Origin of the sequence: Miniimonas arenae, assembly GCF_006351005.1 — a bacterium.
Lineage (GTDB): Bacteria > Actinomycetota > Actinomycetes > Actinomycetales > Beutenbergiaceae > Miniimonas > Miniimonas arenae.
In genome coordinates this window covers 1-25,138 of record NZ_VENP01000045.1, presented here as the reverse complement: position 1 = coordinate 25,138, position 25,138 = coordinate 1, and the positions used below count along the sequence as shown (strand labels likewise).

Genomic DNA, 25,138 nt, shown 5'->3' with positions numbered 1-25,138 from the left:
CGCCAGGGTCGCGGGCGCCCGCCTGTCCGCAGTTGTGCACCAACCGTCCGCAACTGCGCACCGCCCGGGCCCGCTCGGAGGCCCAACGCGCGCCGCGCAGCGCCGCCGCCGTCGGGTGGCGCGAGCACTGCGGCATTGCGGCGAGGCCGCGCGATCGCGCGGGCGCGCGCCTGACACCCCGTCCTTTGGCCGCCGCCATCGGGTGGCGCCGTCGGAACTGCGGACGCCCGCGCACAACCGCGGACGACCGCCCCCACTCCTCGGCGCGTCGCACGCGACACGCCGGGCGCCAGAGGCGCCGGCGCCCACCTGTCCGCAGCTGTGCACCAACGATCCGCAGCTGCGCACCGCCCGCGCCCGCTCGGAGGCCCCGCGCGCGCCGCGCGCCGCCGCGTCAGGCGGCGGCGACCGCCGCAGCCATCGCGCGGACCGCGTCGAGCAGGATCGGCTGCGGCAGCGCGATGTTGAGGCGCACGAACCCGGGTGCCCCGCACGCGGCGCCGTCCTGCAGCGCAACGCCGGCCCGCTCGCGGAAGAACGTCACCAGGTCCTCGGGGAGCTCCTCGCCGGAACCGGTGCGCACGCCGCGCAGGTCGACCCACGCGAGGTAGGTGCCCTCGGGCGGGGTGTGCCGCGCGCTCGGCAGCTCGCGAGCGAGCGCGTCCGCGAGCGCCGCCCGGTTCTTGTCGAGGTAGGCGAGGGTCTCGCGGAGGAACGGCTCGCCGTCGTCGTACGCCGCGGCCATCGCGACGACGCCGAGCGTGCCCGGATCGTCCGACAGCACCGGCGCGAGGTCGAGCAGCCGCTCGTGGACGTCGTCGTGCGTCGCGACGAGCGCCGAGCACTTGAGACCGGCGAGGTTCCAGGCCTTCGACGCCGCGGTCGCCGTGACCGAGTGCGCCGCGGTGGCGTCGGAGAGCGAGGCGTACGGCACGTGCCCCACGCCGTCGTACACGAGCGGCGCATGGATCTCGTCGGCGAACACGAGGGCGTCGTTCGCCTCGACCACCGCGGCCACCTCGCGCAGCTCCACCTCGGTCAGCACGCGTCCGACCGGGTTCCACGGGTTGCACAGCACGAGCAGCCGGCCGCCGCCGCGCAGCGCGCCGTCGAGCGCGTCGAGGTCGACGCGGTAGGTGCCATCCTCGTCCCGGCGCGCGGGCGCGGTGACGAACGGGCGCTCCAGCACGCGCGGACGGTAGAGGAACGGCATGTACGCCGGGGTCACGACAACCGTCTCGGTGCCCGCGGGCAGGACCTGGCCGAGCAGGAGGTCGAGGGAGTGCAGCACGTCTGTCATGAGGTGGATCCGTGCGGGATCGGGGCTCCAGCCGGTCGCGCGGGCGTACCAGGCGGCGCACGCCTCGCGCGCGGCGGCCTTCGCCTCGGCGGACAGGTATCCGATGAACGGCATGTCGACCGCGCGGTGCAGCGCCTGCGCGACCGGCGGCGCGAGCGGAAGGTCCATCTCGGCGACCCACAGCCCGAGCGCCTGCGGGAACCGCGTCCACTTGAGCGAGCCACGGGCGCGAAGCTCCTCGGCCGTCGTGGCGTCGAAGGCCGCCACGTCGAGCAGCGGGGGGCCTGCGATCGCGGGGTCCGAGCCTCCGGTGGCGGCGGTGGCGGGGGTGGCGGCGGTGGCGGGGGGTGCCGAGGCAGAGGTGGTCGACGTGGTGGTCGAGGTGGTGGTCGAGGTGGTGCTCACCCGGCCAGCGTAGATCGGCGGGCACCCTCGCTCGGTGTGTGGGCGCCCTGGTCCGCGGGCGTCACCGTCGCCCGCGAGCGCGCCCGATCCACCAGCACCCCCGGGTCGACCAGCACCCCCGGGTCCACCGGCACCCCCGGTCCACCAGCACCCCCGCTCGACCAGCACCCCCGCTCGACCAGCACCCCCGGTCCACCAGCACCCCCGCTCGACCAGCACCCCCGGTCCACCAACACCCCCGGGCTTCCGCCGGGCCCGCATCACCTCACAGCGCCAGCAGCAGCTCCCGCGCCGGCCGGTCCAACGCCCGCGCACGCGGCGAGACAGCGACGACCGCGGTCCCGCGCTCGCGGTCGAGCCCGAGGAACGAGCGGAACCCGCCCGTTCCCCCGTTATGCCACGTGATCCGCCGCTCCTGCCCCTCGTGCCGCACCGGCACCGTCATCCACGCCGAGCCGACCCGCAGTGGTCCCGCGAACCGCACGCGCGGGTCGAGCGCCGCCATCCCGGGTGCGGCCTGGTCGAGCAGCTTGACGGCGAGCCTCGCCACGTCCGGCACGCTCGCGCGCACCCCGCCCGCCGGACCCAGGCCCTCGCCGACCCACGCCTCGCGCGGGCGACCGCGTGGGGAGAAGCCGGGCATCGCCGTCGGGCGCAGGTCGGCGGACGAGGCGGGGACGTAGACCGAGGCGAGCCCGAGCGGCTCGGCGAGCCGCGTGCGCATGAGCTCGGCGTACGGCAGTCCGGCGCGTGCGGCGACGGCGTGGCCGAGCAGCTCGTAGCCGAGGTTGGAGTACAGCGCGTTGACCTTACGGGTCAGGCGCGTGCGGGCCGCCTGCGCCAGGACCTCCGCGACCGACTCGCCGTAGGGGTTGCGGCCGTGCGCCACGAGGTCCCACTGCCGCCGCAGCGTCGCGCTCCCGCGCGGCAGCCGGGGCAGGCCCGAGCGGTGCGTCGCGAGCGCCTCGAGCGTGACCGCAGCGCACGGCGCGTCGCCGAGCACCGGGAGGGCGTCCGCGAGCGTCGTGGTGCGCGCGACCTCGCCGCGCTCGATCGCGTCCTCGAACAGCAGGCCCGTCAGTGCCTTCGAGACGGACCCGAGCTCGACGTCGAGCGCCGGGTCCGCGTCGACGCCCACCACGAGCGTGCGCGGGTCGCCGGCGGCGGGCGCCACGGTGGCCACGACGACCGGACCCACGCCCCAGCCGCGGACGACGCGCTCGAGGTGCGCTGCGCCGTCGTGCTCCGTCATCTCGACCGTCCTTGCGGGAGCCGACGCCGCCCGCGCGCGCGGCGACTCAGCCCGCGGGGCTGAGCGCCGGGGCGGCAGCCTGCGTCGCGGGCCCCGCGAGCAGCTCCGCCGCGACGAGCTCGGCGATCTGCACCGCGTTGAGCGCCGCACCCTTGCGCAGGTTGTCGTTGGAGACGAACAGGACGAGCCCGCGGCCCTCCGGCGCGGACTGGTCGCGCCGGATCCGGCCGACGTAGGCGGGGTCGTTCCCGGCCGCGCGCAGCGGCGTGGGCACGTCGGCGAGCTCGACGCCCGGCGCCTGCGCGAGCAGCTCGTGTGCCCGCTCGGGGCTGATCTCCCGTGCGAACTCGGCGTGCACCGCGATCGAGTGACCGGTGAACACCGGCACGCGCACGCACGTCCCGGCCACCCGAAGGTCGGGCAGCTCGAGGATCTTGCGCGACTCGTGCCGCAGCTTCTGCTCCTCGTCGGTCTCCGCCGAGCCGTCGTCCACGATCGACCCGGCGAGCGGGACGACGTCGAACGCGATCGGCGCGACGTACTTGACCGGCTCGGGCAACGGCACCGCGGAGCCGTCCAGCGCGAGCGTCTCCACCGGGACCTCGGAGGCGAGTGCGGCCCGCACCTGGCCGGCGAGCTCGGCGACGCCGGCCACCCCGCTGCCCGAGACAGCCTGGTACGTGGCGGCCACGACCCGCTCGAGCCCGGCCTCGGAGTCGAGCGGCTTGAGCACCGGCATGATCGCCATGGTCGTGCAGTTGGGGTTGGCGATGATGCCCTTGGGACGGTCGACGATCGCATGCGGGTTGACCTCGGAGACCACGAGCGGCACGTCGGGGTCGCGACGCCAGGCCGAGGAGTTGTCGATCACCACGGCGCCGGCCTCGGCGAACCGCGGCGCGAGCTCGAGGGAGGTGCCGCCGCCCGCGGAGAACAGCGCGATGTCGATGCCGCGCAGGTCCTCGACGGAGGCCGCGCCCGCGTCCTCGACCACGACCTCGGTGTCCCGCCACGGCAGGGTCCGCCCCGCCGAGCGCGCCGAGGAGAAGTAGCGCACGCGCGCCACCGGGAGGTCGCGCTCCTCGAGCAGGTGCCGCATCACGGCGCCGACCTGCCCGGTCGCGCCGACCACGGCGACGGTCAGGCCCGTCGTCCGCTCCCCCGCCGCCTGCCCGGCCAGCTGCTCGGCCACGGTTGCCACCTGTGCCTCGCTCATCGTCCCGTCCCTCCGTACACCACGGCCTCCACCTCGGCGGCGTCCAGACCGAACGCCGTGTGCACCGCGCGGACGGCCGTGTCCAGGTCGTCGGAGCTCGTCACCACGGACAGGCGGATCTCCGACGTCGAGATCATCTCGATGTTCACCCCGGCGTCGCGCAGCGCGCCGAAGAGCTTGGCCGACACCCCGGGGTGCGAGCGCATGCCGGCGCCGATGAGCGAGAGCTTGCCGATGTTGTCGCGGTACTGCACCTCGCGGTACCCCAGCTCCTGCGCCAGCGCGTCGAGCGCGGGGCGGACGACGGCGATGTCGGCGGCGGGCAGCGTGAACGAGATGTCGGTCTCCCCCGTGCCCTGGACCGAGACGTTCTGGACGATCATGTCGATGTTGGCGCCGGCGGCGGCCACCGTCTCGAAGATCCGAGCGGCGGCGCCGGGGACGTCTGGCACGCCGACGAGGGTGGCCTTCGCCTGGCTGCGGTCGTGCGCGACGCCGGAGATGATCGGGGCCTCCATGGCGTGCTCCTCTCCTGGTGCGGGGGTGATGACGCGGGTGCCCTCGAGCATCGAGAACGACGAGCGGACGTGGAGCGTGACGCCGTACCGACGCGCGTACTCCACAGCACGCAGGTGCAGGATCTTGGCGCCGTTGGCGGCGAGCTCGAGCATCTCCTCGCTCGTCACGACGTCGATCCGCCGTGCCGTCGGGACGATGCGGGGGTCGGCGGTGAACACGCCGTCGACGTCGGTGTAGATCTCGCAGACGTCGGCGTGCAGCGCGGCCGCGAGCGCCACCGCGGTCGTGTCGGACCCGCCGCGGCCGAGCGTCGTGACGTCATTGCTGTCCACGTTGACGCCCTGGAAGCCGGCGACGATCGCGACGTTCCCCTTGCCCACGCACTTGCTGATGCGCGACGGCGTGACGTCGATGATCCGCGCGTTGCCGTAGGCGGAGTCGGTGAGCACGCCGGCCTGCTGCCCCGTGAAGGACTGCGCCTTCACGCCGAAGGAGTGGATCGCGAGCGCGAGCAGCGCCATCGAGATGCGCTCGCCCGCCGTGAGCAGGATGTCCATCTCGCGGCGCGGCTGCTCGGCACCGTCGGACACCTGCTCCGCGAGCTCGATGAGCTCGTCGGTCGTGTCACCCATCGCGGAGACGACGACCACCACCTCGTGACCGTCGAGCCGCATCTGGGCGATCCGACCGGCCACGCGGCGGATGCTGGCGGCGTCGGACACCGACGACCCGCCGAACTTGGCGACGATGAGCGACACGAGACTCCCGGGCTTGACAGGGCCCAGCGCGGGCCGTCCACCGGGAGATTCTAGGCGCAGGGGCCCGGTCGGCCGGGGCGTTCGCCCACAGGCCGGACACCGCGCGTCAGATCACCGCGCTCGGCGCCGCGGCGCTCGCGCGCCTCAGTCCAGCGCGCGTCGCCAGTCCTCGAGCAGCCCGGCGATCACGGCGCTCTCGGCCCACGGCATCTCCGGCGCCTGCCCGCGCCCCGCGGCGAGCGCCGCGGCGACGGCGTCCGCCTCCGCTGCCATCGGCTGCACCACTGGCACCTGGATCGGGAAGGGCGGCTCGCCGTCGGCGTGCACCACGAGCCGCGTGCCGGACTCCGTCCGCGACCCCCACACGTCGGGCAGGTCGATCCAGCCGGCGCTGCCGCGCAGCACGACGTCGCGCGGCAGGTCCGCGACGATCGCCGTCGCCACGTGCGCGTCGAGGCCGCCGACGGCGAGCACCGCCTCCGCGCGCTCGTCCACTCCGGTCTCGCCCACGTGCCCGACGGCGGAACGCACCCCGAGGCGACGAGGCTCGCCCTCGCCCTCGCCGTCGGCCGCGCCGAGCAAGCCGGCCCACGCCGCGACGGCGACGGCGAGCGAGACGGGGTAGCAGCCGACGTCGAGGATCGCCCCGCCCGCGAGCGCCGGGTCGAACAGGCGACCGGTCTTCGAGCCGGCCGTGAACCCCATCGCCGCGTGCAGCTCGAGCGGGCGCCCGACGACGTCCTCCTCCACGAGCCGGCGCAGCAGGTGCGCGTACGGGCCGAACCGGTACTTGAACGCCTCGACGAACGGGACGCCCGCCTGCGCTGCCGCCGCCAGGAGCTGCGCGGTGTCCGCGGCCGACGGCGTGAGCGGCTTCTCGCACAGCACGGCCTTGCCGGCCTCGAGCGCCGCGACCGCGAGCTCGAGGTGGGCCGGGTGCACGGTGCCGACGTAGACGGCGTCGACGTCGTCGCGCGCCAGTATCTCGTGCGCCTCGCCGGCGACCGGGGCGCCGTGCTCGGCCGCGAACGCCGCCGCCCGGCCCGCGTCGCGCGACCCGACGGCGTGCAGCACGCCGGTCGCCGACGCCTGGAGGCCCGTGACGAAGTCGCGGCTGATGGCGCCCGGGCCGAGCACCGCCCAGCGCACGTGCGCGGCGTCGGACGCCTCGCCGTCGGGCGCTGCGCCGCCGCCCACCCCGGCGCTCACCACGTCGTCACCACGTCCCAGCCGAGCCGCACGATCAGCACCGACACCACCCCCACGAGCACGATCCGGACGAAGGAGCTCCCCTTCGCGATGGCCATCCTGGCGCCCAGGTAGGCACCGGCGAGGTTGGCCGCGCCGACGACGAGGCCGAGCGTCCACAGCACGGCGCCGTGCGGGACGAAGAACAGCAGCGCACCGAAGTTGGTGGCCCAGTTGATCACCTTCGCGATCGCGGACGCGGGCAGGAACGCGTACCCGAGCACGGACACGAGTGCCAGTACGAGGAAGGTGCCCGTGCCGGGGCCGAGCAGGCCGTCGTACGCGCCGATCCCCAGGCCGACGAGCGCGGCCATCGCGCGGTGCCGGTTGCCCTCCCAGCGCAGCGCGGTGCGTGCCCCGAGCGTGGGGCGCGCCAGCACGAGCACGAGCACCCCGATGAGGACGACCACGATGATCGGCTTCATCGCCGCCGCCGGGATGAAGGACGCGAGCGCAGCCCCGCCGAACGCGCCGGCAAGGGCCGCGAGCGCAGCGGGCGCCGCCGTCGTCATGTCGGGGTGCACCCGCCGGTAGTACGTCACCGCGCTCACGGACGTGCCCATGATCGAGGCGAGCTTGTTGGTCGCGAGCGCCTGGACCGGCGTGATGCCGGGCGTGAGCAGGAGGGCGGGAAGCTGGATGAGCCCGCCCCCGCCGACGACCGCGTCGACCCAGCCCGCCGCGAAGCCGGCGAGCGCGAGCAGGACGAGGGTGGCGACGTCGAGCTCGACCGAGCCCGTCACGCGGGGGTTCCGGGCGCCTCGCGGCCGTCTCGACCAGCTCCGTGCTCGGGCCCGCCGCCGAGCTCCTCGTCGCGCTGGGCGAGCCGACTGTCGCGGCGCCGGTCCAGCCACGCGCAGACCAGCAGCGCCGCGCCGTAGAGACCGCAGATCGGCACGGCCATGAGGAACATCGACACGGCATCGGGCGACGGCGTCGCGAACGCCGCGAAGACGAAGATGCCGATGATCGCCCAGCGCCAACCCGAGCGCCACGTGCTCGCCCGGACCACGCCCACGGCGGTGAGCGCGACCATGACGAGCGGCAGGAGGAACGCGAACCCGAAGATGATCATGAACTGCATGACGAACGTGAGGTACGCCTGCGCGTCGATGAGGTTCCAGACGCCCTCGGGCGTCGTGGCGGTCAGCAGCTCCACGGCGTTGGGCAGCACCGTCCACGCGAGCCACGCCCCCGCGAGGAACAGCGGCACGCCGGCCCCGACGAACGCGAGCCCGATCCGCTTCTCCCGGCCCGTGAGGCCGGGCGCGACGAACGCCCAGAACTGGTAGAGCCACCACGGGCTGGAGACGAACGCGCCGAGGAAGAAGGAGACCCGGATCTTGGTGTCGAACGCCGCCATGACGTTCGGGAAGTTGAGGTCCGCCTCCACGCCGCCGCCCTGGATCGCGCGGATCGGCTCGAGCAGCAGCTCGAACATCGGCTCGTAGAGGAACCAGCCGGCGACGGCGCCGACGACCAGGCCGAGCACGGCCCACACGATCCGACGGCGAAGCTCCCGCAGGTGGTTCCCGAGACTCATCCGGGCCTCGGGATTGGCCTTCCGGGAGCCGGGTCGGGGTGGCGCCACCACCGGGGTCAGGAGAGGGGGCGCCCGCCCGCGTCCTGCGGGGGCTGCTGCGGCTGCGCCGGCTGGTACGGCTGCTGCGCCGGTGCGGCGGGCGGGAACGGCGAGCTCGACTGATACGGCTGCTGGACAGGCGGCGCCGGCTGGTACGGCTGCTGGACCGGCGGCACCTGGTCGGACGGGTACTGCTGGACCGGCTGGACGTACGGCTGCTGGACCGGCTGGACGTACGGCTGCTGCACGGGCTGCTGAGCGGGCGGCTGCGCGGCGGAGGGACCGGTCGACTCGGGCTTGTCGTCGTCCCGGAGGTCGCGGATCTCCTCCTTCATGACCTTCATCGACTTCCCGAGGTTGCGGGCGATGTCCGGGAGCTTGCTCGCCCCGAAGATCAGCAGCACCACCAGGAGCAGCAGCAGGATGTGCTGGATCTGGATGCCGTTGCGTAGCATGCCCTCTCCTTCGGCCGTGGACGTCTCCACTGTAGACGAGGGGCCTGATCCGCCCGACGACGTCGCGACCCGGTCCGGCAACGCGACGCGCGCGGACGGACTACGCCGGGGGGCGGTAGCGCAGGGCCACCACGCCGGACCGGAAGTCACTGCGCTCGACCAGCTCGAGCTGGAGGCGCTCGGGCAGGCCGGCGAGCAGCGTCGGCCCGTGACCGGCGACGATCGGATGGACGAGGAACTCGTACTCGTCGATCAGGTCCAGGCCGGCCAGTGTCGTCGGAAGCCGCACTCCGCCCACCGCCACGGGCCCGCCGGGCCCCTGCTTGAGCTCCCGCACCGCCTCGGCGAGGTCACCCCGCACCAGCTCGGCGTTCCAGTCGACGGAGGTCAGCGTGCTCGACACGACGTACTTCCTGGCCCGGTCGATGGCCTGGGCGAACGGGACGTCCCACTCCTGCATCCAGTCGGGCCAGGCCCCGTCGGCCGGAGCGCGCCACGCCGACTCCATCATCTCGTAGGTGACCCGCCCGTAGAGCAGGGCACTCGCCTTCTCCGTGCGGGCGGTCCAGAAGTCCATGAACTCCGCGTCCGGCACGAGGCCCGCCTCGTGGTGGACGCAGCCGTCGAGCGTGACGTTGATCCCGTAGTGCAGCTCTCTCATGGTGAGGAGGACTCCTTCGCGATCGTCCCAGGCGCCGGTGCCGGCCCACCGTACGCCGGGCCACGGAGGCAGGGAAGGCCCCGGGTCCCCGCCCTGTCCGCACCGGCGGCGCCGGCTCTAGGGTGGCTGGCATGGCCGCAGCAGCGCTGGCACCCGCCGACTCCGCCGCGCTCGTGGCCGAGCACCTGAGCCGAAGCTTCGGTCCCGTGCGTGCCGTCGTGGACGCGAGCATCAGCCTCGAGGCGGGTTCGGTCACGGCCCTCGTGGGTCCGAACGGGTCCGGCAAGACGACGCTCCTGCTCATGCTGACCGGGCTCCTCGCCCCCGACGCGGGGCGGGTCGAGGTGCGGGGGCTGGACGTCGCGACGTCGGGCGCCGCCGCGCGCCGGCTCATCGGCTGGATGCCGGACGTGTTCGGCACCTGGGAGACCCTCACCTGCCGCGAGGTCCTCGAGACGTTCGCGGCCGCCTACCGGCTCCCGCCCGCCGTCGCGAAGGAGCGTGCGACCACGCTGCTGGCGACCGTGCACCTGGTCGACCTGGCCGACGCACCCTCGCGTGTCCTCTCCCGGGGGCAGAAGCAGAGGCTGGGGCTGGCCCGCGCACTGGTGCACTCCCCCGCCGTGGTGCTGCTCGACGAGCCCGCCGCCGGGCTCGACCCCCGCTCCCGGATCGAGCTGCGCGGCATCGTGCGCGACCTCGCCGAGGCCGGCGTCGCCGTCCTCGTCTCCTCGCACGAGCTCGCCGAGCTCGAGGAGATGGTCGACGCCGCCGTGTTCCTGCAACGCGGCGTGTCCTCGTTCGCGCCGCCCACCGCAGCCCTCCAGCCGTGGCGCGTGCACGTGCTCGACGGCGCAGCCTTCCTCGCGTGGTCGGCCGCGGTCGGCCTGGGGGTCACGCAGGAGGCGGGCGGCGCAGGAGCCGCCTCGGCCGTCGATCCCGCCGCATGCGCCGGACCCGCCGGACCCACCCATCCCACCGGACCCGCCGGACCCGCAACGTTCCTCGTCTCGCTGACCGGCGAGCTCCAGGCAGCGCAGCTCGTGCGCGACGCCGTCACCGCCGGGGTGGCACTGACCCGGTTCGGGCCGGCGTACGGGCGCCTCGAGCAGGCCTACCTCGCGATGGACACGGACCGTCGATGAGCGCCTGGGGTGTGCGGACGGTCGCCGTCCTCGAGGTCCGGCAGCGGATCCGCTCGACGCGCTGGAAGGTCGCCCTGATCGCGTTCTTCGTCGTCGTCGGACTCATCGCGTGGGGCGTGGCGGCAGCCGTCTCCGGCGTCGGGGACAGCGAGTGGCTGAGTCGGCAGGATGCGGGGCGGGTCCTGTTCGGCGTCGTGCTCATGGTCGTGCTGTTCCTCGGGCTGCTGGTCTCGCCCACGCTGTCGGCGACGTCGGTGAACGGCGACCGCGCGGCCGGCACGCTCGCGGTGCTCCAGGTCACCACGCTGACGCCGCTCGACCTCGCGGTGGGCAAGCTGCTCGCGGCGTGGGGCGCGGCGCTCGCGTTCCTCGCGACCTCGCTGCCGTTCCTCGTCTGGGGCGCGGTGCTGGGGCGGATCTCGCCGGTTCGCGTGGTGGCGAGCGTGCTGACGCTCGCGTTCGTGCTCGCGGTGGTGTGCGCCGTCGGGCTCGCGCTGTCCGCGTCGGTGGCGCGCCCGGCGGGCTCGGCGCTGCTCACCTACGTCGTCGTGGCCGGCGTCGGCGTCGGCACCCTGATCGCGTTCGGACTCTCGGCGTTCTTCCTGCAGCGCACCGAGGTGGTGCAGGTGTACGGCGTGGACGTCGGAGGCTCCGGGGCGTGCAGCTGGTCGGAGCGGGAGGAGACGCAGACCCACACCGAGGACACCGCGTGGCTGCTCGGGCTGAACCCCTTCGTCCTCGTCGCGGACGTCGCCGCAGCGCCGGCCCCGTCGCTGAACGGCAGCGACCCGCTCGCCCTGATGGGCGCCGGTGTCCGGTTCGCCCAGGCGGGGGCGCGGGACGAGATCGACGAGTGCTGGCTGGACGACGGCGGGTTCGGCACCTCGACGCCCGCGGGCTCGGCCGTCTGGCCCTGGTCGATCCCGGTGTACGCGGCGGCCGGCGCGGGCAGCCTCTGGCTGGCGGCGCGGCGCCTGCGCGTTCCGGCGACCACGCTGCCTCGCGGCATCCGGATCGCCTGACCCGCCCTGCGATCAAGCGCCGTGCAGCGCGTCGTACTCCGCCTCGGCCGCGACGTCGTCGGGCACGTCGAGGCGCAGGTGCGCGAGCAGGGCGACGACGACGCGCAGCGCACTCGCCGCGCGGTCGCCCCAGTCCTGCAGGTAGGAGTACTGCCACCACCACAGCGCCTCGGAGACGTGCCCGGCGTCGTAGTGCGCCAGGCCGTGGCCGAGCGCCGCCGCGACGAGCGCGATGTCGGCGGAGACGCTGGCGGAGGAGGGTTCGACGTCGAGCACGGGGTCGGCGACCTCGACGTACTCGTCGACGCCGTCGAGGACGTTCGCGAGCGCCTCCCGCAGGGGGTCGACGTCGGGGTCGGGGCCGTCGTCAGGCTCGAACCGCTCGGCGGGCACGACGTCGACGATGGCGCCGAGGATCGCCCCGGCCGCCGAGAGGTCGGCGAGCGCGAGCAGGAGCAGCGGGAACGCGGCGTCGGGCGCGGTGCCGGCGCTCACCTCGGTCACCGTGTCGAGGAACGTGCGCGCCTCGCTGGCGGTGCGGTCGGCGATCCCGCGCAGGTCGGCGTCCAGGGGCGGCACGGACGAGGGGACGGACGCGTCGATCATGGTGTCAGGCATCGAGTCGAACCCTTCCCTCGAACGCTCTGCCGAGCGTGATCTCGTCGGCGTACTCCAGGTCGCCGCCGACCGGTAGCCCCGAGGCTAGCCGGGTCACCGCCACCCCCATCGACCCGAGCAGGCGGGAGAGGTAGGCAGCGGTGGCCTCGCCCTCGACGTTCGGGTCGGTCGCGATGATGACCTCGGTGACCACGCCCGAGGCGAGGCGGGTCATCAGCTCGCGGATGCGCAGGTCGTCCGGGCCCACGCCGTCGATCGGGTTGATGGCGCCGCCGAGCACGTGGTACCGGCCGCGGAACTCGCGCGTGCGCTCGATCGCGACGACGTCGCGCGGCTCCTCCACCACGCAGATCTGCGTGTCGTTGCGGCGCGGGTCGGCGCAGATGCGGCACTGCTCGGACTCCGCGACGTTCCCGCAGATCGCGCAGAACCGCACCCGGGCCTTGACCTGGATGAGCGCGTCAGCGAGGCGCGCGACGTCGTCGGAGTCGGTGGAGAGGATGTGGAACGCGATCCGCTGCGCGCTCTTGGGCCCGACGCCGGGCAGGCGGCCCAACTCGGCGATCAGGTCCGCGACGGCACCCTCGTACGCAGCGCTCATCGGGCGCTCACCTCCGTCCCTCCGGGCCGTCGACGATCTCGTCGATCACCACGCCGCCGAGCAGCCGCGCCACGAGCGGCGCGCCCACGATCCCCCCGGCCTCGCTCGCATCGACCGAGCCGTCCAGGTCCTCGAGGTCGTCGAGCTCCGGTGGGGTCGAACCCGCAGGGACGTTCGGGTCGTCCTCCCACGGCGGCGGCCGCTCGCGGCGGTGCTGCCGGCTCGCCAGGTCGATCACCGGGGCCAGCGGGGCCTCGCGCTCGCTCGCTCGCGACTCATGCACGACGGCGGGGCTCGCCCCGGTCGGCCGGCTCGCCGTGGTCGGTCGCGCCGGGGCGGCGGGTGCCGTCTGCGCGGACGCCGATGCGCCCGTCACGGTCGAGGTGCGGGGTGCGCCGGCTGGGCCGGCGTCGGCGAGAGCCGGGGCGTCGGCGGTGGGGATGCGGGCGACGGCGACCGGGGTCGGGTCACCCCAGTCGGCCATGGCGCGGGCCACCGTCTCCGAGACCGGGATGGGCTCGACGTCGTCGGGCACGCCCTGGCGTGCGGGCTCGGGCTGACGCGCGGGCTCGGGCTGGCGCACCTCGCGCGGTGCGGGGGTGGACTCGTTCCCGCCGCCGCTGCGGGGCGCGCGCTCGACCGGTCGGGCGCCATCGTTCGACGAGGACGGCCCGCTGGCGGCGGCCGCCGGGCCGTCGTGCTCCGCGAGCGCTGCCGGGCCAGCATCGGCGGCCGCCCGACCGCCGACGGCGGTCGGTGTCCCCGCCCGTCGCCGGTCTGCGTCCGCACCCGGGGCGCGCCCGTCGCCCTGTCGGGGGCCGGGTGGCGTGGGGCCGCCCTGTCCGCCGGGACCGCCCTGCGGGCCGGGACCGCCGGTCTCGACGACGACCTGCACCGTGATGCCCAGCGTCTCGTACACCGCCTGGGCCAGGACCGCGGCGCCGTCCCGGCCGGAGAAGGAGTGGGCCGGACCCGGGCCGTCGAAGACGAGCGTGAGCACGTCGCCGGACAGGCCCGCCACCGTCGCGTTGTCGCGCGCGAGCATCCAGACCAGGCGGTTGAGCGTGCCGGTGAGCTCGAGCACCTCGGGCCAGCGCCGACGTAGCTCCTCAGAGTCGACACCTCCGGCCGGCTGGCCGTCGCGCTGCGCCGGGGGGCGTGCCGGGTCGGCCGGTGCCTCCGGCGCGTGCGGCGCGTCCGGCCCCGACGGGTCTGCGGCGGCGGGTGCGGGCGAGGGCGCAGCCGCGGCCCCCGTCTCGGCCGGCTCCCGCCCGGCACGTCCACCCGTGTCGCGTGACCGCTCGTCGCGGGTGACCGGCTGCGGCTCGTCCGTGGGGCCACGCTGCGCCTCCGACGCCTCCGACGCCTCGGCGGCTCGCGAGGCGGGCGCCGTGGTGTCGGCGGCGGCTGTCCGCTCGGGCTCGGACACCGGACCCGAGGGCTGCGCCGGGCGAGCCGACGCACCCGAACCTGGCTGCGCCGTCGGGCCTCCCGCCTGACCCGAGTGCTGCGCCGGGCGAGCCGGCGCGCCCGAGGCGGACTGCGCCGTCGGGCCTCCCGCGGGAGCCGACACCGCCGGTGCCGGCGCGCCGATGGGCGACGCCACGGGCGCGGCGCCGAACGCGCCGAGCGCGAGCAGCGCGCGGGTCAGGACGAGCTCGAGCTGGAGTCGGGGCGAGGTCGCCCCGACCATCTCGGTCAGGCCGGTGTTGACGAGGTCCGCGACGACCGAGAGCCGGTGCGGGCCGAGCGTGCGGGCCTGCGGACGCATGCGCTCGAGCTCGTCGGCCGGGACCGCGCGCAGCACGGCGTCGGCCTCGTCGCCCGAGGCGGCGATGACGATGAGGTCGCGCAGCCGGTCGAGCAGGTCCTCGACGAAGCGGCGCGGGTCGCGGCCTGACTCCACGACGGCGTCGACCACGCGGAACACCGACGCGCCGTCGCCGGCCGCGAGCGCACCCACTGCGTCGTCGAGCAGGGTCGCGGGGGTGTAGCCGAGGAGGGCGGACGCGAGGTGGTAGCCGACCGAGCCGTCCTGCGCGCCGGCCATGAGCTGGTCCAGCACGGAGAGGGAGTCGCGGACCGAGCCGCCGCCGGCCCGCACGACGAGCGGGAGGACGCCGGACTCGACCTGGATGCTCTCGGCCTCGCACAGGCGGGCGAGGTAGTCCTGCAGCACCGCGGGCGGCACGAGCCGGAACGGGTAGTGGTGGGTGCGGGACCGGATCGTGCCGATCACCTTGTCGGGCTCGGTGGTAGCGAACACGAACTTCACGTGCGCCGGCGGCTCCTCGACGAGCTTGAGCAGCGCGTTGAAGCCCTGCGGCGTCACCATGTGCGCCTCGTCGATGACGAACACCTTGTAGCGGTCCCGAGCGGGTGCGAACACGGCCCGCTCGCGCAGGTCGCGAGCGTCGTCGACACCACCGTGGCTGGCGGCGTCGATCTCGACGACGTCGAGGCTGCCGGGGCCGCCGCGGGCGAGCTCGACGCAGCTGTCGCAGACGCCGCACGGGGTGTCGGTCGGACCCTGCGCGCAGTTGAGACAGCGCGCGAGGATGCGTGCGGAGGTCGTCTTGCCGCAACCGCGCGGACCGGAGAAGAGATAGGCGTGGGTGGCGCGGTCGGCACGCAACGCGGCCCGCAGGGGGTCGGTCACGTGCTCCTGGCCGATCACGTCCGCGAACGAGTCCGGGCGGTACCGGCGGTACAGCGCTGTGGTCACCGACTCAGGGTAGTCGGGCGCCCTGACACGGCCGAGGGTGGGAGGGGGCTGTCCACAGGGGAAGCAAGGACCCCTCGCACACCCGCCAGAGCCCGCCTGCCCTTGCTGCCTTCCGGCCCTGGGGGGGTTCAGCGAGATGACGCCGCACGAGGGGTCGGCGTGAAGTCTACCCGTCCCGGCGGGCGGTCCCACCGTGCGCGCAGGCGATGATCACGGACGACCTCTTCGCACGGTTCGGGACGCCCGACGTCTGCCTCGGCCAGCACGTCGCCCCGCTCCCGCCGGGCTTCGTGGCGATCCGGCCCGGGCCGACGATGGCGGCCTCGGACGGCCTGCGCATCACGCTGTTCGGTCGAGGACTTCGGGCACTCCGCCGCGGCGGCGGGCGTGCCGTCCGTGCTCTGGTTCTACGGCGGGCACGACGTCGAGCTCTTCCCCGGGATCTCGAGCGTCGGGCTGTCGCTGGCGGACCTCCCGCCGGGCATCGCGTTCAACCACTCGCCCGCGTTCGCGCCGGCGGTCGAGCGGACCACCGAGACGGCCGAGCGGGCGCTCGCGACGGCCGCTGTGGCGTGGCTGGGCACCCCCTGACGTCGGGTAAACTCTTCCGGCCGGGAGGATTCGCCTAGTGGCCTATGGCGCACGCTTGGAAAGCGTGTTGGGGTAACACCCTCGGGGGTTCGAATCCCCCATCCTCCGCATCGAGAGCCCTGGAACCGCACGGTTCCGGGGCTCTTCGTTGCCCTGCGCCCGGTCGACTCGAGCCCGCCACCGCGCACGGCGGTGCACAATCGCGGACGGTCAGACCTCGCGGAGCACTCAACCCGACCTGTGAGCGCTGTGACCTGCAGCGACGGAGGACCGCAGCCAGGCGGTGGCGCACCCGACCCCCGGTGTCCGCGCTTGTGCACGAGGTGTCCGCATGGGTGACCGGTCCGTGTCGCGGTCTGGGGCAGGATGGACGCATGGCAGAGACGACGAAGGACTCGATCCCCAGCGTGACCCTGCGACCCGGTGTGGAGGTTCCGCAGCTCGGCCTCGGCACGTGGCAGGCGGAGTCCGGCGAGGCGTACGACGCGGTCCGCGCCGCGCTCGACCTCGGCTACCGCCACATCGACACGGCGCGCGCGTACGGCAACGAGGAGGAGGTCGGCCGCGCGGTCGCCGACTCCGGAGTCGACCGCGACGAGATCGTCGTGACGACCAAGCTCCCCCCGGACGAGGCCGACGACGCCCCCCGCATCATCGACGAGTCGCTCGCGAAGCTCGGCCTCGACCACGTCGACCTCTGGCTCGTGCACTGGCCGCCGAACAAGAAGGCCCGGCCCGACGTCTGGGAGAACGTCATCGCCGCCCAGCAGGCCGGGAAGGTCCGCGCGATCGGCGTCAGCAACTATTCGATCGCGCAGATCGACGAGCTCACCGAGGCGACCGGCGTCACGCCCGCGATCAACCAGATCCCGTGGAGCCCGGCCGACTTCGACGCCGACCTCGTCGCCGCCCACCGGGAGCGTGGCGTGGTGCTGGAGGGCTACAGCCCGTTCAAGCGCACCGATCTCGAGGACGCGGTGCTCGCCGAGATCGCCGAAACCCATGGCGTCACGCCCGCGCAGGTCGTGCTGCGCTGGCACCTGGACACCGGCGTTGTCGTCATCCCCAAGTCGGTGCACCGCGACCGGATCGCGGCGAACCTCGACGTCGCCGGGTTCGTGCTCACCGACGACGAGGTCGCGCGGGTCAGCGGGCTCGCGGGCTGACGCGGCCGGTCCACCGGAGGGCATGAGCTCTTCGCAGAACCTGCACAGCGGGGCGTCCCGACCGGTCCTGCCGGTCGGGGCGCCCCGATAGTCTTTACCCGTGATCTTCAAGGCCATCGGCGACAGCAAGCCGTACCCCGACCATGGCCTCGTCACCACCCGCGACTGGGCGCACCTCCCGCCTCGCCAGATCCGCCTCGACCAGCTCACGACAGTCCGCACGGAGCTCGATCTGCGGGTGCTTCTGAGCGAGGACTCCACGTTCTACGGCGACCTGTTCGCCCACGTCGTGGCCTGGCAGGGCGAGCTCTACCTCGAGGACGGCCTGCAGCGCGCGCTGCGCTCCGCGCTCCAGCAGCGCACCACGATCCACGCCCGCGTCCTCGAGCTCGGCTGAGCCGGCCGCGGTCGCGAACGGCTCGAAAGGTACCCTCTCCCCGTGAGCAGCACCCAGCAGATCGACGAGGCCGCGCGCCGCAAGCAGCTGCGCCGTCGCCACCTGCTGCAGCGCCAGACGATCATCTTCGGCAGCATCACGGTGGTGCTCGTGGTGCTCGGGCTCGCGGCGCTGGGCGTGTTCCTCGGGCTCGTGCCGCCCCCGTTCGATCCCGACTTCACGGCCGACGAGGAGGCCACCGTGGCCGCCGAGGTCACCCCGTGCCCCGCCGACGGCGCGCTGCCCGTCGCCTGGGACCAGATCACCGTCAACGTCTACAACGGCACCGCCCGCTCGGGCCTGGCCGCCGGCGTCGGCGCCACGCTCAACGGGCTCGGGGTCGCGACGGCGCAGGTCGCCAACTACACCGGCGGCACCTACCCGGAGACGACGGAGATCTCCACCGGGGTGAACGGCGTCGCTGCGGCCTACACCGTCGGTGCGCTCTTCCCCGACTCCGTCATCCTGCTCGACCCCGCGCGCCAGGACGCCACGGTAGACGTCATCATCGGTGAGAAGTTCACGGCCACCAACGACCCCGCCACCTCCGCACTCGACCCCGCGACGCCGATCACGGGCCGCGAGGGCTGCACGCCGCTCAGCAGCATCCAGCCGGCCGCCTGACAAGGAGACCTGCCCGTGTCGAACCTCCCCGGTGCCCCCCTCGGACCGTCCGACCCGACGACGCCGCTGCCCACCTCCAGCGCGACGAACCCGTACGGCACGCCGCCGACGGCGCCGCTCCCGACGTCCTGGGCCACCGGCACTGCCGACTCCTCCACTGGGTACGTCCAGGACCGACCGGTCGCCGACGCCGCGCCCGGTACCGGGTACGGGTACGCGTCTGCTGCCGAGACCGCGTACGCGGCGCCGTACTCCTCCACGCCCTACGGCAGCCCGACGGCGCCCCAGCCGTACGTGACGCAGCCGTACGTGACTCAGCAGGCGGTCCGGCCCACCAACCAGCTCGCGATCATCGGGTTCATCTGCTCGCTCGCCGGCGTCGCCACCGGCATCTCGGTGTTCGTCGGCATCGTGCTCGGCCACATCGCGCTGAGCCAGATCCGTCGAGACCCGAACCAGGAGGGCCGCGGGTTCGCGGTCGCGGCACTGGCGATCGGTTACGGGCTCCTCGCGCTCGGCGTCCTCTTCGTGCTCTTCTGGGTCGTCGTCTTGGCGAGCGTCGCCGGGGCGAGCAGTTACGGCTGAGCACGCTCCGCGCGGTCCCGGATGCCGCGCAGCATCTTCTGCGACATGAGGAAGCTCACCGGCTGCACCGCTTCGACCATGGCGCGGCCGGCCACGCTCAACGGCTGGTAGCGCTCGCGGACGATCAGCCGCGTCGTCGCTGCGGCGGCGCCTCCGCGTGGTAAGGCCCCGCGGACGACGAACGCCCAGGACATCCTCATCGGCATCGCGTCGCTCTCTCCCGGCTCCGGCGCACCCAGCAGGACCAGGTGCTCGGGCGGCCGCACAAGGGCCACTCGCAGCGCGACCTCCTCGGCGAGGCGGATCTCGTCGCCGACCACAACCTCCTGCCAGCGCTCCTGGATCGAGTCCGCGCTGTGGATGTCCAGGCCGAGCAGGTTCTCCAGGCGGTCGTAGGAGTAGAACCCGCCGCGGCCCTGGCCGAGCTGCACGATCCAGCGCCACACCTCCTGCGGCGGCGCGTCGATCGTCACGGCGCGAGTCGCGACGACGGCCGCGTCGGGCACGAGGTCGTCACCCGGAAGCGCGCCGACACGCTCGCCGTCGAGCGTCCCCCAGGCCAGGGTCCGCGCCCGGGCGAGCACCATCGCCCCGGCGACGAGCGCGCCCACCGTCGATGCCGCGAGCACACCTCTGGTCCCCATGGGTCGATGGTCGACGGCGGGGCGGCGGCCTGCGAGGACCGAAGGTCCCGCCGGCTCGCGGACCGCTACGACGAGGGGCCCCGCGCGCAGAGATCTGCGGGCGGGGCCGCTCGTTCGGTGCGGTAGCGGTGGGATTTGAACCCACGGTGGACTTTCACCCACACACGCTTTCGAGGCGTGCTCCTTAGGCCGCTCGGACACGCTACCTGGCCCGGAGAGTCTACCCACGGGCGGCCCGATCCACCGAATCGCGCGGGCTCCCGCCGCCGAGCGCCCCCGCGGCGCGACCCGTTCCCTGCATCACGTGGCGGAATGGCGCGGCGGCCCGGGGCGTTGTCCGGGATGCCATGACCACACCCGCCCGCATGCTCCACTCCACCTGGTCGCCCAGCTACGCCGACCGCCGCGCACCGGCCACCCCGGCCGACGTCGACGCCGCCGTCGAGCTGCTCCGCGGTCACCGCGTCCTCGCGATCACCGGCGCCGGCATCTCCACCGACTCGGGCATCCCGGACTACCGCGGCCCCGACGCCGTGCCCCGCTCCCCGATGACGTACCAGCAGTTCGTCGCCGACCCGGGCTTCCGCCGCCACTACTGGGCGCGCAACCACGTCGGCTGGCACCACATGCGCGCGACCCGGCCCAACGACGGCCACCGCGCCCTCGCCCGGCTCGAGCAGGCGGGCGTCGTCTCCGGCGTCATCACCCAGAACGTCGACAGACTGCACCAAGCCGCGGGCGCCCGGAACGTGGTCGACCTGCACGGCCACTACGACGAGGTGATCTGCCTCGACTGCGGCCGCGTGATCTCCCGGCGTGAGCTCGACGCCCGCCTCACGGCGCTCAACCCGGACTTCCTGGACACGCTCGACGTCGCCGACGTCGAGGTCGCCCCCGACGCCGACGCCGTGATCGAGCGCACCGCACACTTCCGGGTCGCCTCGTGCGAGGCGTGCGGCGGCGTGCTCAAGCCGAACATCGTCTACTTCGGCGAGAACGTGCCGCGCGAGCGCGTCGCCCGGGCCTACGAGATGGTCGACGACGCGACCGCGATCCTCACCGCCGGCACGTCCCTCGCCGTGCAGTCGGGGCTGCGTCTGGTGCGCCGGGCCGCGCGCGACGGCAAGCCGGTCGTCATCGTGAACCGCGGCGTGACCCGCGGCGACGAGCACGCCACGATGCGGCTCAACGCCGGGACCTCCGAGACGCTGACGCGGCTCGCCGAGACGCTCGCGCCCTGACGCGCCGTCGGACCCCCCGACGCATCGACAGCCGAGCGCCGTCCGCTCGGCCCGCACGACTACTCCACGGCGTCGGCGAACCGCGCGATCTCGGCGCGCCACGCCGTCGTGTCCCCGCCCGCGTCGCCCGCGTCGAGCTCACGCAGGCGCGGCAGCGCCGCGGCGAGTCCGGAGCGCGCCTCCTCGCCCGTGACGTCGCCGTGCGCGTCGAGCCACCCGAGCACGGCCACAGCCGCGTCCGGATCGGTCTCGCTCCCGAGCCGATCGAGCAGCGCATCGGCGACCACCTCGAGGTCGCCCTCGCCCAGCGCCGCGCGGTCGACGAGCTCCAGCACCCCGCGCACCGCCCCGGCGGCCAACGGCTCGACGGCGAGCACCCGCTCGATCAGCGCCGCCGCGTCCGCCGAGTCCGCGGCCGAGCGCAGCATCAGCTCCACCCCGGCGACGACGGCGACCGCCGGCGCCGAGGACAGGTCGCCCAGGATCGTGGCCTCGTTCGCGCCGGAGGTGAGCCAGCCGTGGACGGTCGCGACCGCCGTCGGGAGGTCGTCGTCGCTCCCGACGAGTCCGCGCACGACGGGAGGCTCGACGGCGAGCACGAGGACGTCGTCGCGCGCATCCGGTCGCGCCTGGTCGGCGTAGGAGACGCGGCGCAGGAGGTCAGGAGGGAAGCGCAGCGCGCCCGGCGCCTCGCGCTGCCGCTCGGCCAGGGCCGTCTGGACCGTGAGCTCGACCGGGCCGTCGGGCGCGTCGCCGAAGACGGCCGTGGCCGGCTCGACCTCGAGCGTGAGCGTGAACCCGCCGCCGCGGAACGCGGTCTCGCCGGCGCTCGCCGCGCGCTCGGTGCGCAGACGGGCCGAGCCGGTGTACGCCGTCGTCGCCTGCTCGACGAGCGTCAGCCAGGTCGAGGGGGCGGGGCTGCGTCGTGGCATCTCACCAGTTCCCGTTCACGATGGTGGCGACGTCGTTGGCGACGGGGTCGGTGTGCAGCGGCCACTTGCCTCCGCTGCCGTCGCCGGTCCCGGTCACCTTCGCGCCGGAGGTGGCGGCCGGCGTGACCACGCTCGCCGCGGGCGAGGCCGAGTTGAAGGACACGGCGGTGGTGTAGTCGACCTCCCAGTCGGCCCAGTTGAGCATGATCGCGGAGGCGGTCGCCTTGTCCTTGACGGCGAGCCAGCTGCGGAAGCGGTCCTTGCCGTCCGTGCGGACGAGGTTCTGCTGGTTCGCGCCCGACCCCACGCTCCAGTCCTGGGTACTGCTGGGGGTGTCGCTCATCGAGGTGGCCTTCGTAGAGGTGGCAGCGGCGTCGAAGGGCACCACGGTCTCGGGGCCGTACCAGGGCACGGCGCCCGCGTCGCCGTCGCGCACCGGCAGCACGGAGCAGGTGTCGGAGACGCTCTTGCGGTCGTCGAAGACCGTCGGCATGATCCGGGCGAGCAGGCCCGGGGAGTGGCCGGCGGGCTCGTAGTAGAAGTTGCGCGACGACCCGTAGACGGTCTGCAGGAAGCCGACCTCGTAGTTCCCCACGGCCGCTGCCGGACCCGTCGCCTTGACGCTGCCGCTGGCCGAGTAGGTCTGCGCGGACAGCTCGACCGTGGTCCCCGTCTTCGTGATCGCGAGCGCCTTGCCGACCGAGGCCCGGAAAGCGCTGGAGTCTAGCGTTACGGCGCCCGTGGCGGAGGCCGCCGTGCCCCCGAGGGTGGAGGACAGCATCCCCGCGACGTTGGCCAGGCCGCTGTCGGTGGTCGTGTACCGCGGGGCGGTGGCCGCGCGGGTGGCGCCCGAGGCACGTGCCGACGGCGAGCCGGACGAGGACGACGACCCCGATCGGGCCGAGCGGCGCGCGGCCAGCAGCGCGGACACCGCCTGGTTCCCGGCCCCGCGCTGCAGCGCGAGGAGGCCCCGCTCAGGGGCGTGAGCCTGGCCGTTCGCGGACGGTGCTCTCGTGACGCGCCCCGCCCCCGCGCGCTCGACCGGCTCCTCCTCGTGCGCGCGCTTCGTCGACATGGCGCCTCCCTCGTCCCCCCGATCCTCCACCCCCGCCCCCTCGGAGGGGTACCCGCGGGGTCGACCCGTTCGGGCAGGGCGTCCTGCCCCGACGGGTCGCGCTCACCCGAGCAGCCCAGTGCCCGGGCGGGCCGCACGCGGAAGGCGCCAGCTCGCCGTCGGACACGCGCCCGAGCAGCCCGCGCGACGGCGAGCCTCACGCGGAGGCGCCACCTCGCCGTCGGGCACGGAAGAACGCCCGCAGCTCCTCGCCGCACTCCTGCGCGCGGACGCCGGTCTCGACGTCGACGCGATGGTTGAGCCGCGGCTCCTGGACCACGTTCAGCACCGACCCGCACGCGCCTGCCTTGGGATCGCTCGCGCCGATCACGAGCGTGGGCAGCCGCGCGAGGACGAGGGCGCCGGCGCACATCGCGCACGGTTCGAGGGTCACGACGAGCGTGCAGCCCTCCAGCCGCCACTGCCCCAGGGTCGCGGCCGCCTCGCGCACCGCGAGGAGCTCGGCGTGGGCGGTGGGATCGCCGTCGGCCTCGCGCCGGTTGCGCCCGCGGCCGATCACGCGCCCGACGGCGTCCAGCACGATCGCGCCGACCGGCACGTCCTGCGTGGCGAGCGCCGCGCGCGCCTCGGCCAGCGCGAGTCCCATGAGCGCGTCACGGTCCGTGAGATCGGCGACACCGCTGCCGGGAATGAGCGTGCCGCCCGACCATGCGGGAGCCGCGGCACGGTCTCCCTCGGCGGAGCGATCCGCGCCAGGGCGGGGGTCCGGCGAGGCGTCGACGCCGACCCGCACCGACGGGGAGTCGGCGGGCTGCACGGCGTCGTCGGAAGTCACGTCGACCATCTTGCCGAACCCCCTTGCCGAATCGATACGAGTCCGGACTAGAATCGATTCGACCCCACCGACGACGCTCGTGCACGATCGACGCGCTTCTGATGAGTGAGCGTTCGCATGCGGAACCAAGACCCACCTCGACACCCGACTCACCACCGCGACCACACACCCGAACACGCACCGATACGGAACCCAGGCACCACCGTGACGACGACGAACCTCACCTCAGGCTCCCCGCTCCGCCTCATCACCCTCTTCGCGCTCCCGCTGCTCGCGGGGCTTGTGCTGCAGCAGCTGTACTCCTTCGCCGACGCCGTCGTCGTAGGACGCACGCTCGGCATGGACGCGCTCGCCGCCGTCGGCGCGAGCGGCAGCATCATGTTCCTTCTCCTCGGCTTCACGATGGGGATGACGAACGGCTTCTCGATCCCGGTCGCCCGAACGTTCGGGGCCGGGGACGCCGCGGGCGTGCGCCGCGCGGTCGCCACCGGCGCGGCGCTGTCGGCCGGGGCCGCGGTGCTGCTGACCCTCGTCGGGGTGCCGTTCTCCCGGCAGCTGCTCGTGTGGATGGCCACACCGGCGTCGCTTCTCACCGACGCGACCACGTTCCTCACGGTGATCTTCGTGGGCTGCGCGTCGATGATCGCGTTCAACTTCCTCTCGGGCATTATCCGCGCGCTCGGCGACAGCCGCACACCGCTGCTCTTCCTGGCGATGTCGAGCCTGCTCAACATCGCGCTCGTCATCGTCCTCATCCGCTTCGTCGGGATGGGGGTGGGCGGCGCGGCGCTGGCCACGGTGACCGCACAGCTCGTCACGGTGTTTGCATGCCTCGCCCTCATCGCGCGACGGATGCCCGAGCTGCGTCCGCACCGGTCCGACTGGCGGTTGCGCAGGGAGCAGGTCGCCGAGTCGCTGCACCTCGGCCTGCCGATGGGCTTCAACATGTCGATCATCGCGATCGGCGCGCTCGTGCTCCAGTACGCGATCAACGGGCTGGGCGCCGAGGCGGTGGCGGCGTTCACCGCGGGTTCGCGGGTGGACCAGCTCGCCATGACGTCCTTCCAGGCGTTCGGGATGGCGACGGCCACGTTCGTGGCGCAGAACCGCGGAGCGGCGCAGTGGTCGCGAATCCGGCGCGGAGTTCGCAGCACGCTGCTGCTCGTCTCGGGGATCGCCGTCGCGACCGGGCTCGCGTGCGTGCTCTGGGGCCAGGACATGGTGCGCGCCTTCGCCGGCGGCGATGCGCACGCCCAGGAGATCCTGGACAACGCGCACACGTTCCTCACGGTGAACGGGTCCCTGTACATCTTCCTCGGGGTGATCTTCCCGCTGCGCAGCGCGCTGCAGGGAATGGGCCGCAGCGGTGTGCCGACGCTGTCCGGCGTGATGGAGCTGATCCTGCGGTCGGGGGCGGCGCTGCTGCTCGTCGGCCCGCTCGGGTTCCTCGGGGCATGCTTCGCGGCGCCCCTGGCCTGGATCGGGGCGGCCGTGCCGCTGGG

General features: G+C 74.1%; 25 protein-coding genes, 2 tRNA genes and 1 other RNA gene. 10 read left to right on the top strand and 18 right to left on the bottom strand.

What is annotated here, in order from left to right; translation table 11 throughout:
• Nucleotides 1–394 precede the first annotated feature (394 nt).
• The 9 genes from FH969_RS11350 to FH969_RS11310 form a co-directional block, all read right to left on the bottom strand.
• Entirely contained in the window at nt 395–1,705 is a 1,311-nt protein-coding gene (locus FH969_RS11350; protein ID WP_246071886.1) for a MalY/PatB family protein, read from the bottom strand.
• A 265-nt stretch (nt 1,706–1,970) separates the two neighbouring features.
• Nucleotides 1,971–2,957, bottom strand: a complete 987-nt coding sequence (locus FH969_RS11345) for a serine hydrolase domain-containing protein (RefSeq protein WP_139987312.1) — start codon at nt 2,955–2,957, stop codon at nt 1,971–1,973.
• A 46-nt stretch (nt 2,958–3,003) separates the two neighbouring features.
• A complete protein-coding gene (locus FH969_RS11340) occupies nt 3,004–4,173 on the bottom strand; it encodes an aspartate-semialdehyde dehydrogenase (protein WP_139987311.1) in 1,170 nt (389 codons plus the stop codon).
• The gene (locus FH969_RS11335; RefSeq protein ID WP_108719011.1) at nt 4,170–5,450 is read right to left on the bottom strand and encodes an aspartate kinase; all 1,281 of its coding nucleotides are present in this window, start codon (nt 5,448–5,450) and stop codon (nt 4,170–4,172) included. The genes FH969_RS11340 and FH969_RS11335 overlap by 4 nt, the downstream gene beginning before the upstream one ends.
• A 144-nt stretch (nt 5,451–5,594) precedes the next feature.
• The gene (locus tag FH969_RS11330) at nt 5,595–6,659 is read right to left on the bottom strand and encodes a Gfo/Idh/MocA family protein (RefSeq protein WP_246071885.1); all 1,065 of its coding nucleotides are present in this window, start codon (nt 6,657–6,659) and stop codon (nt 5,595–5,597) included.
• Entirely contained in the window at nt 6,656–7,441 is a 786-nt protein-coding gene (locus FH969_RS11325; protein ID WP_108719010.1) for a TSUP family transporter, read from the bottom strand. Before FH969_RS11325 ends, FH969_RS11330 begins: the two co-directional genes overlap by 4 nt.
• The gene (gene tatC, locus FH969_RS11320; protein WP_139987310.1) at nt 7,438–8,241 is read right to left on the bottom strand and encodes a twin-arginine translocase subunit TatC; all 804 of its coding nucleotides are present in this window, start codon (nt 8,239–8,241) and stop codon (nt 7,438–7,440) included. The genes FH969_RS11325 and tatC overlap by 4 nt, the downstream gene beginning before the upstream one ends.
• A 56-nt stretch (nt 8,242–8,297) precedes the next feature.
• Nucleotides 8,298–8,735: a Sec-independent protein translocase subunit TatA gene (gene tatA / locus FH969_RS11315; protein WP_139987309.1), complete on the bottom strand. Its 438-nt coding sequence runs from the start codon at nt 8,733–8,735 to the stop codon at nt 8,298–8,300.
• Between the two features lie 100 nt (nt 8,736–8,835).
• The gene (locus tag FH969_RS11310; RefSeq protein WP_139987308.1) at nt 8,836–9,396 is read right to left on the bottom strand and encodes a dihydrofolate reductase family protein; all 561 of its coding nucleotides are present in this window, start codon (nt 9,394–9,396) and stop codon (nt 8,836–8,838) included.
• A gap of 131 nt (nt 9,397–9,527) precedes the next feature.
• On the opposite strand from FH969_RS11310, the gene FH969_RS11305 reads away from it, so the two are divergent.
• Nucleotides 9,528–10,541, top strand: a complete 1,014-nt coding sequence (locus FH969_RS11305) for an ABC transporter ATP-binding protein (RefSeq protein WP_139987307.1) — start codon at nt 9,528–9,530, stop codon at nt 10,539–10,541.
• On the top strand, nt 10,538–11,563 hold the full coding sequence (locus FH969_RS11300) for an ABC transporter permease (RefSeq protein WP_139987306.1): 1,026 nt from the start codon (nt 10,538–10,540) through the stop codon (nt 11,561–11,563). The genes FH969_RS11305 and FH969_RS11300 overlap by 4 nt, the downstream gene beginning before the upstream one ends.
• A 12-nt stretch (nt 11,564–11,575) precedes the next feature.
• Here the strand turns inward: FH969_RS11300 and FH969_RS11295 are convergent, their stop codons facing one another.
• The 4 genes from FH969_RS11295 to ffs all read right to left on the bottom strand — a co-directional run bounded on the left by FH969_RS11295 (nt 11,576) and on the right by ffs (nt 15,666).
• Nucleotides 11,576–12,181 (bottom strand): DUF5063 domain-containing protein, encoded by a 606-nt coding sequence (locus FH969_RS11295; protein WP_139987305.1) that lies wholly within the window; start codon nt 12,179–12,181, stop codon nt 11,576–11,578.
• Nucleotides 12,174–12,782, bottom strand: a complete 609-nt coding sequence (gene recR / locus FH969_RS11290; RefSeq protein ID WP_139987304.1) for a recombination mediator RecR — start codon at nt 12,780–12,782, stop codon at nt 12,174–12,176. Before recR ends, FH969_RS11295 begins: the two co-directional genes overlap by 8 nt.
• Nucleotides 12,783–12,789: 7 nt before the next feature.
• Nucleotides 12,790–15,507 carry a DNA polymerase III subunit gamma and tau gene (locus FH969_RS11285; RefSeq protein ID WP_139987303.1) on the bottom strand — a complete coding sequence of 906 codons (2,718 nt, stop codon included), beginning with the start codon at nt 15,505–15,507 and terminating at the stop codon, nt 12,790–12,792.
• 62 nt (nt 15,508–15,569) lie between these two features.
• Nucleotides 15,570–15,666: signal recognition particle sRNA small type (ffs, locus tag FH969_RS11280), an RNA gene on the bottom strand.
• Nucleotides 15,667–15,894: 228 nt separating this feature from the next.
• Between ffs and FH969_RS11275 the strand changes: the two genes are divergently transcribed.
• The 6 genes from FH969_RS11275 (at nt 15,895) to FH969_RS11250 (ending at nt 18,909) form a co-directional block, all read left to right on the top strand.
• A complete protein-coding gene (locus FH969_RS11275; protein ID WP_180359771.1) occupies nt 15,895–16,098 on the top strand; it encodes a hypothetical protein in 204 nt (67 codons plus the stop codon).
• A gap of 23 nt (nt 16,099–16,121) precedes the next feature.
• A tRNA-Ser gene (locus tag FH969_RS11270) sits at nt 16,122–16,206 on the top strand.
• A gap of 266 nt (nt 16,207–16,472) precedes the next feature.
• Nucleotides 16,473–17,264 (top strand): aldo/keto reductase, encoded by a 792-nt coding sequence (locus FH969_RS11265; RefSeq protein WP_139987301.1) that lies wholly within the window; start codon nt 16,473–16,475, stop codon nt 17,262–17,264.
• A gap of 100 nt (nt 17,265–17,364) precedes the next feature.
• A complete protein-coding gene (locus tag FH969_RS11260; RefSeq protein ID WP_108718998.1) occupies nt 17,365–17,661 on the top strand; it encodes a type II toxin-antitoxin system VapB family antitoxin in 297 nt (98 codons plus the stop codon).
• A gap of 42 nt (nt 17,662–17,703) precedes the next feature.
• Nucleotides 17,704–18,324, top strand: coding sequence for a LytR C-terminal domain-containing protein (locus tag FH969_RS11255; protein ID WP_139987300.1), 621 nt, complete (start codon nt 17,704–17,706; stop codon nt 18,322–18,324).
• A gap of 15 nt (nt 18,325–18,339) precedes the next feature.
• On the top strand, nt 18,340–18,909 hold the full coding sequence (locus FH969_RS11250) for a DUF4190 domain-containing protein (protein ID WP_180359770.1): 570 nt from the start codon (nt 18,340–18,342) through the stop codon (nt 18,907–18,909).
• Here FH969_RS11250 and FH969_RS11245 read toward each other — a convergent pair.
• Together FH969_RS11245 and FH969_RS11240 are read right to left on the bottom strand one after the other, a co-directional pair.
• Nucleotides 18,900–19,553 (bottom strand): SRPBCC family protein, encoded by a 654-nt coding sequence (locus tag FH969_RS11245; protein ID WP_139987298.1) that lies wholly within the window; start codon nt 19,551–19,553, stop codon nt 18,900–18,902. The genes FH969_RS11250 and FH969_RS11245 overlap by 10 nt on opposite strands.
• 120 nt (nt 19,554–19,673) lie before the next feature.
• Nucleotides 19,674–19,760 (bottom strand) — tRNA-Ser (locus tag FH969_RS11240).
• 158 nt (nt 19,761–19,918) lie between these two features.
• Here FH969_RS11240 and FH969_RS11235 point away from each other — a divergent pair.
• Nucleotides 19,919–20,794, top strand: a complete 876-nt coding sequence (locus tag FH969_RS11235) for an NAD-dependent protein deacetylase (protein ID WP_139987297.1) — start codon at nt 19,919–19,921, stop codon at nt 20,792–20,794.
• A gap of 59 nt (nt 20,795–20,853) precedes the next feature.
• On the opposite strand, the gene FH969_RS11230 is transcribed toward FH969_RS11235, so the two are convergent.
• The 3 genes from FH969_RS11230 to tadA form a co-directional block, all read right to left on the bottom strand.
• Entirely contained in the window at nt 20,854–21,726 is an 873-nt protein-coding gene (locus FH969_RS11230) for a hypothetical protein (protein ID WP_139987296.1), read from the bottom strand.
• 1 nt (nt 21,727) lies between these two features.
• Nucleotides 21,728–22,801, bottom strand: a complete 1,074-nt coding sequence (locus FH969_RS11225; RefSeq protein WP_139987295.1) for a hypothetical protein — start codon at nt 22,799–22,801, stop codon at nt 21,728–21,730.
• 196 nt (nt 22,802–22,997) lie between these two features.
• Nucleotides 22,998–23,492 (bottom strand): tRNA adenosine(34) deaminase TadA, encoded by a 495-nt coding sequence (gene tadA, locus FH969_RS11220; RefSeq protein WP_281285373.1) that lies wholly within the window; start codon nt 23,490–23,492, stop codon nt 22,998–23,000.
• A gap of 348 nt (nt 23,493–23,840) precedes the next feature.
• Between tadA and FH969_RS11215 the strand changes: the two genes are divergently transcribed.
• A partial coding sequence (locus tag FH969_RS11215) for an MATE family efflux transporter (protein ID WP_180359769.1) occupies nt 23,841–25,138 on the top strand: 1,298 nt, incomplete at its 3' end.